The sequence below is a fragment of the Streptomyces sp. NBC_00354 genome (assembly GCF_036106915.1).
Classification (GTDB): Bacteria; Actinomycetota; Actinomycetes; order Streptomycetales; family Streptomycetaceae; genus Streptomyces.
On record NZ_CP107983.1, the window covers coordinates 7,321,310 to 7,334,879 of the forward strand.

Consider the following 13,570-nt stretch of genomic DNA (forward strand, 5'->3'; position numbering starts at 1 on the left):
TGGTTCAGCGGCTCCCGGGCCGACATCGAATCCCTGCGAGATCCGCAGGTCAATAGCAGTTCCCCTGCGGATTCCATCGTTGCGTCGCACTGCGGCGGCCCTACGGCGGTGTTAAGACCGCGTAAACGCTGCGCAGAGTCCCGGTGCGGGAACCGCAGCGGAGTGCGGGCAAATTTTCTTCCGCTTTGCCGACATGTGCCCGCGGCGACACCACCTGCCCAAGGAGTGGGCACCCCTGGGCACCCGTGGGCGCCGCCCGCGACGCTTCCCGCACCCTTCCGGGTCAGCCGCTCGCGGCAGGCCTGCCGTCCGTACGCAACGCCAGCAGCAGGGCGATGTCGTCCGGCCGGTCGGCCGAGTCCCCGGCCTCGCCCACCAGCAGGTCGGCCGCTTCCGTGAGCGGCGACGGCCGGGCCGCGGCCAGCGCCGCCCGCAGCCGCTCCACGCCGAAGTCGATGTCCTCCCCCGCCTCCTCGACCAGCCCGTCCGTGTACAGGGCGAGCACCGAGCCCCGCGCCAGCCGCAGCTCCGTCACCGGGTAGGTGGCGTCCACGTCGATGCCGAGCACCACCCCGCCCGGCAGGTCCAGCACCTCCGCCCGCCCATCCGCGTGGCGCAGCAGCGGCTGCGGGTGCCCGGCCCGGACGGCCCGCGCCCGGCCCGACGCCGGATCGAGCAGGACGTAGCAGCAGCTGGCGAACTGGCCGGGGTCCAGGTCGATCAGCAGCCGGTTGGTGCCCGCCATCACCTGCTCCGGCGGACTGCCGCCGAGGGTGAAGGCCCGTACGGCGCTGCGCAGCTGGCCCATGGTCGCGGCGGCCGCCACCCCGTGGCCCTGGACGTCCCCGATGACCAGGGCCAGCACGCCCTCGCTCGTCTCGATCACGTCGTACCAGTCGCCGCCCACGTCCAAGCCCTGGGTGCCGGGCAGATACCGGGCCACGGTCTCCACGTTCTCGTGCACCGGCAGCCGGTGCGGCAGCAGCGCCGCCTGCAGTCCGCGGGCCAGCGCCGCCTCGGAGTCGTAGCGCTGCGCCCGCTCCAGGGCCTGCGCGATCAGCCCGGCCAGTGCGGTCAGCACCGTGCGCTCCTCCGGGCTGAACCCGCGCGGCGTGTCGAAGCCGAGGATGCACGAGCCCACCGGCCGGCCCGACGCGATCAGCGGCAGGAAGGCGCGGGCCCCCATGTGGGCGTCCAGCGGGATCCCCGGATAGGCGGCGGCCAGGTGCTCCATCGACTCGAAGAACATGGGCCGGCCCGTGGTCAGCGTCTCCACGCCCGGCAGCCGGACATCGAGCGCGACCCCGTCGAACCGGTCGAGGAAGCCCTGCGGGAAGCCCGTCTCCCATGCCAGGTACAGATGCCGCTCGTTGAGGAGGTAGATCGCCAGCTGGCGGCCGCCGAAAGCGGGCAGCAGCTCCTGAGTGACCACCGCCGACACCTGGCGGGCCGTGACCGCCTCCGTCAGCGCGATCGCCAGGGCCACCGGCCGGTACAGCGCCGAGGCCCGGTCGGCCGGCGAACCCACGCCCGCGCCCGGCCGGACCACCGACCCGGGCGCGTAGGCGGGCGGATCGGTCGCGCCGATCGTCACGGTCACCCCGTCCGGACCCGGGTACAGATCCACCGTCACCCAGTCCCCGGCCGACTGCCGACCGCGCCGCGCCGGGAAGCGCACCGGCTCGCCGGACATGAACACCCCGCGGAAGTGGTCCTCGTACGCGGGCTGCCCGAGCCAGGGCACCGCCTCCCACAGCACCCGCCCCCGCAGCTCCGGCGCACCCAGGCGCAGCAGGCGTGCGGCGGCGTGGTTGACGTAGCGGATCCTGCCCTCGCGGTCCATGGAGAGCACCGCCAGCGTGAGCCGATCCACCGCCTCGCGTGCACCCTGCGCCGTGTCCGTCGGCGGTACGCACACCGGATCGCCCTTCCAGCGCACCGGGTCCCCGGTCGCGGTGAGCGCGGCGAGCCCGTCGGCGAGCCCGTCCGCGGCGGAGCGCAGCCGCTCCCGGTCGGCGGCGTCGACCGCGGCGCCGGGGGTCGCGGGGCGCAGGACGAACAGCACCCCGAACCGCTCGGCCCCGGCCATGACGGGCTCGTAGAGAGAGCCGAAGGGGAACGGCAGCCCGGCCATCATCTGCGGAAAACGCTGTATGGCCGTCTCCGCGTCGGGCAGGTGCACCGACTGGCCGGAGCGGTAGGCCTCGGCGACCGGGTACGGGCGGTTCACGTGCATCCGCCACCACGGGCGGAACAGCTTGCCGGGCAGGCCCGTGAGCACGGCGAGCAGCAGCGTTCCCTCGGCGCCGGAGCGCAGGTAAATGCCGCCCGCAAACCCTCCGACGGCCTGCACCGCATCGACGCAGGCCCGGGCGAGCACGCGGGCCGTGGCGTCGGTGGCGGGGCCGCTGTCCGCTCTCGCCGTCACACAGTCAGCATGCGCCCCCGACGTCGGACGCTGCATCCCGGCGCCCGCGCCCCGCGCGCCGGCGGGTGCCCACGCCGTCCCGGTGGCCGGCCACCACCGCGAGCGCCGCCAGCAGCAGCACGGCGGCCACCGTGCGCAGCGCGACCCCCATCGCGTCCGTGAAGGCGCCGATCTGCGCCGGATCCTGCGGATCGCCGTGGAACCGGGAGGCCAGCACCGTGCCGACCACCGCAACCCCCAGCGCCGCACCGATCTCCCGGGCCGCGGTGTTCAGCCCGGAGCCCAGCCCGGCCTGGTGCGCGGGCAGCTCCGCGACCACCGTCAGGGTCAGCGACGGCGCGCACAGGCCCGTCCCGACCGACAGCACCAGCAGGTGGCAGGCGTACAGGACGTACGGGGTGTCCGCGTCGGCGGTGGAGACCAGCAGCAGCCCGGCGCCGATCAGGCCCAGCCCGATGCCGACCGGCAGCCGCGGCCCGGTCCGCTCCGCGAGCCGCGCGCCCAGCTTCGGCACGACCGCCATGCCGACGGTGAGCGGGATGATCGCCAGGCCGGTCCGGGCGGGCGAGAAGCCCTTGGCGTACTGGAGGTACTGGGCGTTGACGAAGAACAGGGAGAACAGTCCGAAGAACGCGGCGCCGATGCCGAGTGCTCCGGCGCGCAGCTTGCGCGAGGCGAAGATCCGCGGGTCCAGCAGCGGCTGCGCGGCGCGCAGCGCGTGGCCGGTGAAGGCGGCGAGCAGCGCGGCGCCGGCGCCGAAGGCGATCAGCACCGCCGCCGAGGTCCAGCCGTACGAAGGCCCCTCGATGATCCCGTAGACGACCGCGAGGAGCGCCCCGGCCAGCAGGACCGCGCCGAACGGGTCGACGGACGCATCGGAGCGGGCCGGGGTGCGCGGGACCGTACGGGCGACGGCGAGCGCGAGCAGCGCGCCCAGCGGGACGACAGCCCAGAACAGCGCCCGCCAGGTCAGGTACTCCCCGGCCAGGCCGCCCCCGACGTTGCCCGCCAGGCCCCCGAGGCCGGCGGCCAGCGTCCAGGTGGCCAGCGCCTGGCCGCGGCGCTCGGGCGGGCTCAGGTGGATCAGGACGGACATGGTGGCGGGCATGATCAGGGCCGCGCCGGCCCCGCACAGACCGCGCCCGGCGATGAGCACCGCCGGGGCCGCGGCGAGCGCGCTGACCGCCCCGCCCGCGGCGAACAGCGCAAGTCCGGCGAGCAGCGCGCCCTTGCGGCCGTACCGGTCGCCGAGGGCGCCCGCCGGGATCAGCAGCGCGGCGAAGACGATGACGTAGGCGTCGACCGCCCAGACCAGCTGGCCGGGGGTCGGGTGCAGGACGGACGCGGCGAGCTGCGGGATCAGCAGGTTGACGGCGGCGACCATGGCTTGCGCGACCAGTACGCAGGCGCACAGGACGAGCAGCGCGGGCCGGGTGAGGGCGGCGGGCGCCGGGGCGGACGGATCGGCGGCGGGATGTGTGGCATCCCGTTCGCGGGCATGGCGGAGCACGGCTCCTCCTCGGAGTCGGTGACGGTGAAGTGGTGTGGGGGAGGGGAAGCGCGTGGGCGTCATCCCCTGTGCCTCACCGTAGAGTTGGCGTGACCTGCTTTCCAGTGCAAGTTCTGCAAGGGATGAATGCCAGTGACGCAATCCGGGCTGGACCTCAATCTCCTCGTCGCCCTGGACGTCCTCCTGGAGGAGTCGAGCGTGTCCCGCGCGGCCGCCCGCCTGCACCTCTCCGAGCCCGCCATGAGCCGCACCCTCGGCCGGATCCGCAAGGCCCTCGGCGACCCCGTACTGGTCCGCGCCGGGCGGACCATGGTCCCGACCCCGCACGCCCTCGCCGTCCACGGCGAGGTCCGGGCCGTCGTGGAACGGGCCCGGGCCCTCTTCCTGACGGGTGGGCAGGTCGACCTCCCCACCCTCACCCGCACCTTCACCGTGCTGGCCCACGACGCCTTCGCCGCCACCTTCGGGGCCACGCTCTTCTCCCGGGTGGCCGAGGAGGCGCCCGGCGTCCGGCTGCGCTTCCTGTCCGAGAGCCACGTCGACGTCCCGGCCCTGCGCGAGGGCATCGCCGACCTCGAACTCGGCGTCGTGGACAGCCGGTCCCCCGAAGTGCGCGTCGAGCACCTCTTCGACGAGCACATGATGGGCGTCGCCCGGGCCGGCCACCCGCTGCTGCGGGGCCGGATCACCCCGCGCCGGTTCGCCGCCGTCCAGCACCTCATCGTGTCCCGGCGCGGCCGGCTGGAGGGCCCGGTGGACGCGGCCCTCGCCGAACGGGGCCTGTCCCGGCGGGTGGTGGGCAGCGTCGGCTCCTACCCCGCCTCCCTGTTCATCCTGCGCGAGAGCGACCTCGTCGGCCTGATCGCCTCACAGGCCGTGCCGCTCGCCGCCGAGCTGGGGCTGGAAGCCTTCGACATCCCGCTCGACCTGCCGACCCTGCCGTTCGGCATCGCCTGGCACCCGCGCCACGACGCAGACCCGGCCCACGCCTGGCTGCGCGACTGCGCCCGGGAACTGCTCCCGGCGGTCGCCGGACACCCCGTACGCCGTACGCACTGACCCGAACGCCTCCCCCGTCCGGGGGACGGGCCGCCGCACACGCCCTCGCCGGCCGCGCTCCGGGGCACGATACGCACGCGTCCCACCCCGCCACGGAAGGCAGAGCATGCGGTTCCAGTACGACAGCATCGGCGAGCGGTTCGTGGAGTCGAAGACCACGGCGGCCTTCTCGGCGGCCGACACCCACACCCTGCTCGGGGCGCTCGACGCGCTCGGCGGGGTGCGGGGGCTCGACACCCTCGACCTGGCCTGCGGATACGGCTACAACACGCGGCTGCTGGCCCGCGGCGGGGCCCGCCGGGCCGTCGGCGTGGACATCTCGGAGGAGATGATCCGGCTGGCCCGCGCGCACGGGGTGATCGGCGCGGACGGCGTGGGCGCGTTGGAAGGTGCGGTGGGTGCGGTACTTCCGGTTCGTGGGGCGGGTGCAGTGGCAGCCACGGCAGCGGCCGCCGGCACCGAGGCGGCCCCGGCCGACACGGCATCGACGCAAGCCGCGTCCACGGAAGCAGCGCCCGTCGAAGCCGCGTCGATCGAGTACCTGGTCGCCGACGCCGCAAAGCTGCCGCAGATGGGCCCCTTCGACCTGGCCACCGCCGTGTACCTGTTCAACTACGCCAGCGACCGGTCCGCCCTGCACGCCATGTTCCGGTCCATCCGGGCCAACCTGCGCGACGGCGGCCGCCTGCTGGCCATCGTGCCCAACGCCGGCGCGTACCCGAACGTCGACTGGTCGCCGTACGGGGTACGGATCGTCGACCGCGTCCACGAAGGCGACGCGCCGCTGCTGAAGGCGCAGTTCCTGACCCAGCCCCCGGCCGATTTCGAGTTCCGCGAATGGGCGCACGCCGACTTCGCCGAGGCCGCCGTCGAGGCGGGCTTCTCCACGGTCGGCTGGCAGCCCAACCGGACCCCGCCCGCCGACGGCGCCCGCGACGAGGCGTACTGGACCGCCTACCGTGCCTGGCCGATCAGCTCACTGATGACCTGCACGGCGTGACGGCCCACCCGGCAGCCCACAGGGCGGTCCCCACGCCGGCCCGCCCGCCGGCCCGGCCGGCCGTCACTCGTCGGCGGCCGACCTGATCAGCTCGACGATCCGGTCACGGGCCGCCCGCCCCTCCGGCAAAGGCAGCAGCGGGTACCCGTGCGGCAGCCCCGGCTCCTCGTGGAACTCCACCTCCACGCCGTCCGCACGCGCCCGGCGCAGCAGCTCCCGGCTGTCGGTGGTCAGCACGTCCCGGGTGCCGGTGAACACCGTCAGCGGCGCCAGCCCCGCGAACGAGCCGTGCAAGGGGCTCACCCGCGGATCGTCGGTGGCCAGGGTGCCCGCGTACAGCCGGCCGGCCTCCAGCAGCCCCGGCCGCGCCTGCACCGGGTCGGCGGGCTCGATGGCCGCCTGGTCCGGGTGGCTCATGGTCAGGTCCAGCCAGGGAGAGATCAGTACGATCCGCGACGGCTGCGCCCCCGTACGGTCGCGCAGCCGCTGGGCGGCGGCCAGCGCCATCCCGGCTCCCGCCGCGTCCCCGATGAGCACGGTGCCGCCCGCCCCGCCGCTCGCGATCAACCCGCTGAGCAGGTCCGCGGCCACCGGAACCGTCCGGTCCGCGGTCCCGCGCGGGGCCAGTATGTACGCGGGTACGACGACGCGCGCCTGCGCCTCCGTGACCAGGTTCCGGATCATCGACCAGTGCGGCCGGACCAGTTCGTTGATGTACCCGCCGCCGTGCACGTACAGCACCTGGGCCGCAGGCTCGACCCCGCGCGGCGAGGCGTCGTACACCGGCCAGGCACCGACGAAGGTGCGGGAGACCTCGGCGACCCGCCCCAGCGAGCGCGGCGGCAGGTGCGACGCCGGCCGGCGGGCCGACTCGGCCACCCGCGCGCGTACCGCCTCGGCACTCGCGAACCGTCTTCGCCGACCCGCCGCGATCAGCGCGACCGACAGCGCTCTGCTGCGCAGACTCGGCACGCCCCTCACCTCCCCATTCCCTGCCCCGGCCGCAGGCCCCTGCCCAGGCCACAGCCCTTCACGTGAGGAGCATAGGCGTGAAGCTGGGCTGTCGACCCGCTTAAGAAATCCTCGATGGACTGATCACCTCCGCGCTCGGCAGATTGGTCCCTGTCGATACGTCGCACCCGACCCTGTGGTTGCAACGTTCCCTCCGCATGCCTGGAGCCACCCCCATGAAGGCACTCGTCAAGCACAAGGCCGAGCCCGGGCTGTGGCTCATGGACGTACCCGAGCCCGAGTACGGTCCCGGCGACGTGCTGATCAAGGTGCTGCGCACCGGCATCTGCGGTACGGACCTGCACATCCGCTCCTGGGACGGCTGGGCGCAGGGCGCGGTCAAGACCCCGCTCGTGCTCGGCCACGAGTTCGTGGGCGAGGTCGCCGCCGTCGGCGCTGACGTCCAGGACATCGAGACCGGCGCACTCGTCAGCGGCGAGGGCCACCTGGTGTGCGGCAAGTGCCGCAACTGCCTGGCCGGGCGCCGCCACCTGTGCCGCAGCACGGTCGGCCTCGGCGTCGGGCGGGACGGCGCCTTCGCCGAGTACGTCGTCCTGCCCGCGCAGAACGTGTGGGTGCACCGGACCGCCGTGGACCTGGACGTGGCGGCGATCTTCGACCCGTTCGGCAACGCCGTTCACACGGCGCTGTCGTTCCCGCTGGTCGGCGAGGACGTGCTGATCACCGGCGCGGGCCCGATCGGGATCATGGCGGCGGCCGTGGCCAAGCACGCCGGTGCGCGCAACGTCGTCATCACCGACGTCAGCCCCGAGCGCCTGGAGATCGCCCGCAAGGCCGGCGCCACGCTCGCGCTCGACGTCTCGAAGGCGACGATCGCCGACGCGCAGGCGCGACTGGGCCTGCGCGAGGGCTTCGACATCGGCCTGGAGATGTCCGGCCGCGCCGAGGCCATGCGCGACATGATCGACAACATGACGCACGGCGGCCGGATCGCCATGCTGGGCCTGCCCGCGCAGGAGTTCCCGGTGGACTGGGCGAAGGTCGTCACCTCGATGATCACGATCAAGGGCATCTACGGCCGCGAGATGTTCGAGACCTGGTACGCGATGACGGTGCTGCTGGAGGGCGGCCTGGACCTCAGCCCGGTCATCACCGGCCGCTACTCGCACCGTGACTTCGAGGCCGCGTTCGACGAGGCGGCCACCGCCCGCAGCGGCAAGATCATCCTGGACTGGACGGCGTAACGCCCCTCCGGCCCCTGGACCGGAGGGCGTTATCGCCGTCCTGGCCTCCTGGCCTCCTGGCCTCCTGGCCTCCTGGTCTCCGGTCCTCCTCGCCTCCGTCCCACCGAACCATCTCCCTCCGGCCGGGCCCCGCCCACCCTCCCCCCTCCGCGGGGCCCGGCCCCCTTCGTCCGCCGCTCAAGGAGAAGCCGAAGCCCATGTTCGAGTCCGTACGCGAAGACCTCCGCACCACCCTCGACGAGATCCGCGCCGCGGGCCTGCACAAGCCCGAGCGCGTCATCGGCACCCCGCAGAACGCGGCCGTGGCGGTCACCGCCGGCGGCGCCCCCGGTGAGGTCCTCAACTTCTGCGCCAACAACTACCTGGGCCTGGCCGACCACCCCGAGGTCGTCGCCGCCGCCAAGGACGCGCTGGACCGCTGGGGCTACGGCATGGCCTCGGTCCGCTTCATCTGCGGTACGCAGGAGGTGCACAAGGAGCTCGAGGCGCGGCTGTCCTCGTTCCTCGGCCAGGAGGACACGATCCTCTACTCCTCCTGCTTCGACGCCAACGGCGGCGTATTCGAGACCCTCCTCGGCGCCGAGGACGCGGTGATCTCCGACGCCCTCAACCACGCCTCGATCATCGACGGCATCCGCCTGTCCAAGGCCCGCCGCTTCCGGTACGCCAACCGCGACATGACCGAGCTCGAGGCCCGCCTGAAGGAGGCCACCGAGGGCGGCGCCCGCCGCAAGCTGATCGTCACCGACGGCGTCTTCTCCATGGACGGCTACGTTGCCCCGCTCGCCGAGATCTGCGACCTGGCCGAGCGCTACGACGCCATGGTCATGGTCGACGACTCGCACGCCGTCGGCTTCGTCGGCCCCGGCGGCCGCGGCACGCCGGAGCTGCACGGGGTCATGGACCGCATCGACATCATCACCGGCACCCTCGGCAAGGCCCTGGGCGGCGCGTCCGGCGGCTACGTCGCGGCCCGCGCCGAGATCGTCGAGCTGCTGCGCCAGCGCTCGCGCCCGTACCTGTTCTCCAACTCCCTCGCCCCGGTCATCGCGGCCGCCTCCCTGAAGGTCCTGGACCTGCTGGAGTCGGCCGGCGACCTGCGCGAGCGCCTCGCGGCCAACACCTCGCTCTTCCGCACGAAGATGACCGAGGCCGGCTTCGAGATCCTCCCCGGCGACCACGCCATCGCCCCGGTGATGATCGGTGACGCGGCGGAGGCCGCCAGGATGGCGGAGCTGCTGCTGGAGCGCGGCGTGTACGTGATCGGGTTCTCCTACCCGGTGGTCCCGATGGGCGCGGCCCGAATCCGCGTCCAGCTCTCGGCGGCCCACTCCACGGCCGACGTGGAACGCGCGATCGCGGCCTTCATCGACGCCCGCTCGGCGCTGGCGGCGGGGGCCTGACGGGTCCGACCCGTCGGGTGGCCCGACGGGTCTGCCCGGCCGGACCGGCCGGGTGGCCCGGGCGGCGCGATCGGCGGCCTTGGCGGCCTGCGTCACCTGCGAGAATGGTGGGGTGATCGACCCCCGCCGGCTGCGTATTCTGCGGGCCGTGGCGGACCACCGTACGGTGACCGCCGCGGCCGCAGCCCTGTACCTCACCCCGTCCGCCGTCTCCCAGCAGCTCGCGGCGCTGGAGCAGGAGACCGGCCACGTGCTGCTGACCCGCAGCGGCCGGGGGGTACGGCTGACGGCGGCCGGCGAAATCCTGCTCGGGCACGCCCACGAGGTCCTCGCCCAGCTGGAGCGTGCCGAAGCCGAGCTCGCCGCCTATGCGGGAGGCGCCGCGGGTGAGGTCACGGTGGCCGCCTTCGCCACCGGCATCGCCGAGGTGCTCGCCCCGGCCATCGCCCGCCTGGCCCGCGAGCACCCGGGCATCCGCCTCCGCGTCCGGGATGCGGAAGGCGACCAGAGCCTGCCGCTGCTGCTGGACGGCGAAGCCGACCTCGCACTGGCGGTCGAGTACCGCGGCGCCCCGGGCGCCGATGACGGCCGCCTCTCGGTCCTCCCGCTGTACGCGGAGCCCTTCGACGCGGTGCTCCCCTCGGGGCACCCCCTGGCCGACTTCCCCGAGGTGTCGCTGGCGGACCTGTCCGACGCGGACTGGGTGGGGCAGTATCCGGGGAACCCGTGCCACGACGTGACCCTGCTGGCCTGCGAACTGGCGGGCTTCCAGCCCCGGTTCGTGCACTCGTCGGACGACTTCCGCGCGGTGACGGCACTGGTGGGAGCCGGGGCGGGGGTGGCCCTGGTCCCGCGCTCGGCGCTGCGCGGCATGGACCTCAAGGAGGTCCAGGTCCGCCCGGTGGCGGGCTCGGCGCCCACCCGCAGGGTCTTCGCGGCAACCCGTCGCGGCGCGGAATCCCACCCCCTGATCGCCCCGGTCCTGGCAGCCCTGGGCCACGAGGCGGGCCGCCTGCCCCCGCACTGAGCGCAGGAGGGCGGGGTCCACCGAGCCGCGGCAGCGTGGGGTCGACCTGCAGGTGGCCGGCCGTCAGAGCTCGTCGAGCCGCTGGAACGCGAGCGCCCGGCGGGTGAGCACGAGAAGGTCCTCGGGCTCGTCCTGGCCGGCCCAGTGCTCCACGGCCGCAGTGAACGCGTCGAGTACGGCGCCCGCCAGCAGCCGTACCTCCAGGCTGTCGGCAGGTCTGCCCGTCCGCGTGGCGAGCACCGGGAGCAACCGGTCCCGCAACTCCCGCACGGCCGCCAGCCAGCGCGAACGGAGCGCCGGAACATCGCCCATGAGGCGGACGAGGGCACGGCCGGGCTCCGCGTCGGCGAGGCGCCGTTCTGACATCGGCGTAGCGAACACCCGCTCCACGGCGGCGATCAGCGGCTCGTCCGCCGGCTGGGCGGCCAGGGCGTCGACGAGCTGGCCGACGCCGGACGTGACGAGGGGGGTGAGCGCGTCCTCCTTCGAGGAGCAGTAGCGGTAGAAGGTGCGCAGCGAGACGCCGGCCGCCGCCGTGATGTCCTCGACCGTCGTCGCCTCGTACCCGCGCTCGGCGAAAAGGGCCGCCGCGGTCTCCGCGATCTCGATGCGGGTCTCCTGGCGCCGCCGCTCGGTCAGAGGCGGCCGGCCTCGTTCTGCCGCCATCCTGCGATCCCCCTCCTCATCCCCGCCGACGGGGGTCCAACCGTAGGGGCCCATGCTGCCTGGCCAGGGGCCGGGCGGCCAAATATGGCAGAAACCCGCATCTTGGCATGTCGTGCAATTAAATATAGGTTGATCAAGCCCGTGCAGGTCGCAGACAAGCGATACGAGCCAAGGAGTGCCATGCCCCGCACCTACCTCGTCACCGGAGCCGCCTCCGGCATCGGCGAAGCCACCGCAGCCCGCCTCCGCGCCCAGGGCCACACGGTGCTCGGCGCCGACCTCGCGGGCTCGGACATCGACGCGGACCTGTCCACGCCCGAAGGGCGCGCGCTGCTCGTGGACCGGGCCCGGGAGCTGACCGGCGGCCGCCTCGACGCCGTGATCGCCTCCGCGGGCCGCCAGCTCTTCGACCCGCAGACCGTCAAGGTCAACTACTTCGGTGCGGTGGCCACCTTGGAGGGCCTGCGTCCCCTTCTTGCCGCCGGTACGGACCCGCGCGCCGTCGTCATCTCATCGGTCACCGCGATCCACCCCCACGACCCGGCCATCGCCGACGCCGCCCTCGCCGGCGACGAGGCCGCCGCGACCGCCGCTGCGGAAGCCGCCCTGCAGCGCGGCGAAGGCCACGCCATCTACGGCTCCTCGAAGAACGCCCTCGCCCGCTGGGTCCGCCGCACCGCCCCCACCGCGGACTGGGCGGGCGCCGGCATCCCGCTGAACGCCATCGCCCCCGGTACCGTCCTCACCCCCATGACCGAGCCCATGCTCGCCATCCCGGGCGTACGCGAGGTCGTCGACTCGGCCATCCCCATGCCCCTGCACGGCCATGCCGCCGCGGACCAGGTCGCTCCGCTCCTCGACTTCCTGACCTCACCCGAGAACACCCATGTCACCGGTCAGATCGTCTTCGTCGACGGCGGCGCCGACGCCACGCTGCGCGGTGACGGGGCATGGTGAGCCGAACGCTGCTGCGCACCGCCGTCGTGCCCGCCGCCCCCGCCGAGGCTCCGTCCTTCCCCGTCACCGGGTACGAAGCGACGCTCTCCGTCCACCCGCACGGGGAAGGCTCGGAGGTCCGCTGGCAGGGCACGTACGAGGCGGAGTCCGCCGACGCCGTCGCCCAGGTCGAGCAGCTCTTCGGCGACGGCACGTACGCGACGGGCCTGGCGGCCCTGCGGGAACGGTTCGCCCGGTAGCCCGAGCGGGCACCTCGGTGGGGGACGCTCACGGATTCCGGTCCAGCGGGCGGCGCGAGGCGCATCGGCGGCGCTGAATTACACCGCTGCCAGGCGTTCCCGGGAAACCCGGTCGAGCAGTACCACCGAGACCGCCTCCTACACCCGCCGTACCTCCACACCCGCCGCTTCGAACTCCGCCGCCACCGCGTCCGGGAGGGACACGTCCGTCACGAGGATGTCCACCGAGCGGGTCGGGCAGATGCGGGCGAAGGCGCGGACCGCGAGTTTGCTGGAGTCCGCCGCGATGACCACCCGGCGGGCCCGTTCGCACAGCAGGCGGTTCATCGCGGCCTCGTCCTCGTGGCGGGTCGCCGCGCCGTCGGCCGGGTCGAAGGCGTCCACACCGACGACCGCCGTGTCCATCGTGAGCTGGCCCAGGACCTGCTGCGCCAGCGGGCCGGTCAGCTCGTACGACTGGGGGCGGGCGACCCCGCCGGTCAGCACGATCTTGAACTGCGGCCTGATGACGAGCTCGCCCGCGATGTTGAGCGCGTTGGTCACCACCGTCAGCGCCGGCGAGCCCGACGCCAGGTCCGGGCGGCCGGCCAGGGCGCGGGCCACCTCCGTGGTCGTCGTGCCGCCGGTCAGGCCGATCACCTCGCCCGGCGTGATCAGCTCCGCCACCGCCTCGCTGATGCGCTGCTTCTCCGCGGCGCGGCGGGACGTCCGGTAGCGCAGGGGGAGTTCGTACGAGACGCCGTGGACCACCGCTCCGCCGCGCGTGCGGACCAGCAGCTGCTGCTCGGCCAGCTGGTCGAGGTCGCGGCGGATGGTCGCGGCGGACACGCCGAGGGCCTCCGCCGCCGGCTCGACCTCCAGCTCGCCCCGCTCCACCAGCAGATCCAGCAGCGTCTGCCAGCGCTCCTTGCGGGTCATGGACCCCACGGCGTTCGACCCCCTCGAGTGTGCTCCATCGGCCTACGTGTCGACATTAACTCAGGAGATCAACCCCTAAGGTGCTTGAAGTTGCGTGAAATGGGCCGCTACCTTGCAGGAAACTGCACCGACCACGCCAGGGAGCCG

General features: G+C 73.8%; 12 protein-coding genes. 7 read left to right on the forward strand and 5 right to left on the reverse strand.

Annotation, left to right across the window (positions count from 1 at the left end):
• Positions 1-283: 283 nt before the first annotated feature.
• The gene (locus OHT74_RS33600; protein ID WP_443047612.1) at positions 284-2,428 is read right to left on the reverse strand and encodes a SpoIIE family protein phosphatase; all 2,145 of its coding nucleotides are present in this window, start codon (positions 2,426-2,428) and stop codon (positions 284-286) included.
• Positions 2,429-2,432: 4 nt separating this feature from the next.
• Positions 2,433-4,001 carry an MFS transporter gene (locus OHT74_RS33605; RefSeq protein WP_443047613.1) on the reverse strand — a complete coding sequence of 523 codons (1,569 nt, stop codon included), beginning with the start codon at positions 3,999-4,001 and terminating at the stop codon, positions 2,433-2,435.
• Positions 4,002-4,064: 63 nt separating this feature from the next.
• Here OHT74_RS33605 and OHT74_RS33610 point away from each other — a divergent pair, with 63 nt between their 5' ends.
• Both OHT74_RS33610 and OHT74_RS33615 read left to right on the forward strand, forming a co-directional pair.
• Positions 4,065-4,997 carry a LysR family transcriptional regulator gene (locus OHT74_RS33610; protein ID WP_328622272.1) on the forward strand — a complete coding sequence of 311 codons (933 nt, stop codon included), beginning with the start codon at positions 4,065-4,067 and terminating at the stop codon, positions 4,995-4,997.
• Positions 4,998-5,103: 106 nt separating this feature from the next.
• Positions 5,104-5,997, forward strand: coding sequence for a class I SAM-dependent methyltransferase (locus OHT74_RS33615; protein WP_266669800.1), 894 nt, complete (start codon positions 5,104-5,106; stop codon positions 5,995-5,997).
• A 63-nt stretch (positions 5,998-6,060) separates the two neighbouring features.
• On the opposite strand, the gene OHT74_RS33620 is transcribed toward OHT74_RS33615, so the two are convergent.
• Positions 6,061-6,969, reverse strand: a complete 909-nt coding sequence (locus OHT74_RS33620; RefSeq protein ID WP_266669802.1) for an alpha/beta hydrolase fold domain-containing protein — start codon at positions 6,967-6,969, stop codon at positions 6,061-6,063.
• Positions 6,970-7,184: 215 nt separating this feature from the next.
• Here OHT74_RS33620 and tdh point away from each other — a divergent pair, with 215 nt between their 5' ends.
• The 3 genes from tdh to OHT74_RS33635 all read left to right on the forward strand — a co-directional run bounded on the left by tdh (position 7,185) and on the right by OHT74_RS33635 (position 10,643).
• Positions 7,185-8,213 carry an L-threonine 3-dehydrogenase gene (gene tdh, locus OHT74_RS33625; RefSeq protein WP_030295467.1) on the forward strand — a complete coding sequence of 343 codons (1,029 nt, stop codon included), beginning with the start codon at positions 7,185-7,187 and terminating at the stop codon, positions 8,211-8,213.
• A 197-nt stretch (positions 8,214-8,410) separates the two neighbouring features.
• Complete coding sequence (locus OHT74_RS33630) at positions 8,411-9,616, forward strand: glycine C-acetyltransferase (RefSeq protein ID WP_266669810.1); 1,206 nt, start codon at positions 8,411-8,413, stop codon at positions 9,614-9,616.
• 112 nt (positions 9,617-9,728) lie between these two features.
• Complete coding sequence (locus tag OHT74_RS33635) at positions 9,729-10,643, forward strand: LysR family transcriptional regulator (RefSeq protein WP_266669812.1); 915 nt, start codon at positions 9,729-9,731, stop codon at positions 10,641-10,643.
• Positions 10,644-10,706: 63 nt separating this feature from the next.
• Here the strand turns inward: OHT74_RS33635 and OHT74_RS33640 are convergent, their stop codons facing one another.
• Positions 10,707-11,309 carry a TetR/AcrR family transcriptional regulator gene (locus tag OHT74_RS33640; protein WP_328622273.1) on the reverse strand — a complete coding sequence of 201 codons (603 nt, stop codon included), beginning with the start codon at positions 11,307-11,309 and terminating at the stop codon, positions 10,707-10,709.
• A 180-nt stretch (positions 11,310-11,489) separates the two neighbouring features.
• Between OHT74_RS33640 and OHT74_RS33645 the strand changes: the two genes are divergently transcribed.
• The gene (locus OHT74_RS33645) at positions 11,490-12,266 is read left to right on the forward strand and encodes an SDR family oxidoreductase (protein WP_328622274.1); all 777 of its coding nucleotides are present in this window, start codon (positions 11,490-11,492) and stop codon (positions 12,264-12,266) included.
• The gene (locus OHT74_RS33650) at positions 12,260-12,505 is read left to right on the forward strand and encodes an SRPBCC family protein (RefSeq protein WP_328622275.1); all 246 of its coding nucleotides are present in this window, start codon (positions 12,260-12,262) and stop codon (positions 12,503-12,505) included. The genes OHT74_RS33645 and OHT74_RS33650 overlap by 7 nt, the downstream gene beginning before the upstream one ends.
• 138 nt (positions 12,506-12,643) lie before the next feature.
• Here OHT74_RS33650 and OHT74_RS33655 read toward each other — a convergent pair whose 3' ends face one another.
• Positions 12,644-13,423: a DeoR/GlpR family DNA-binding transcription regulator gene (locus OHT74_RS33655; protein WP_266669816.1), complete on the reverse strand. Its 780-nt coding sequence runs from the start codon at positions 13,421-13,423 to the stop codon at positions 12,644-12,646.
• Positions 13,424-13,570: the final 147 nt, after the last annotated feature.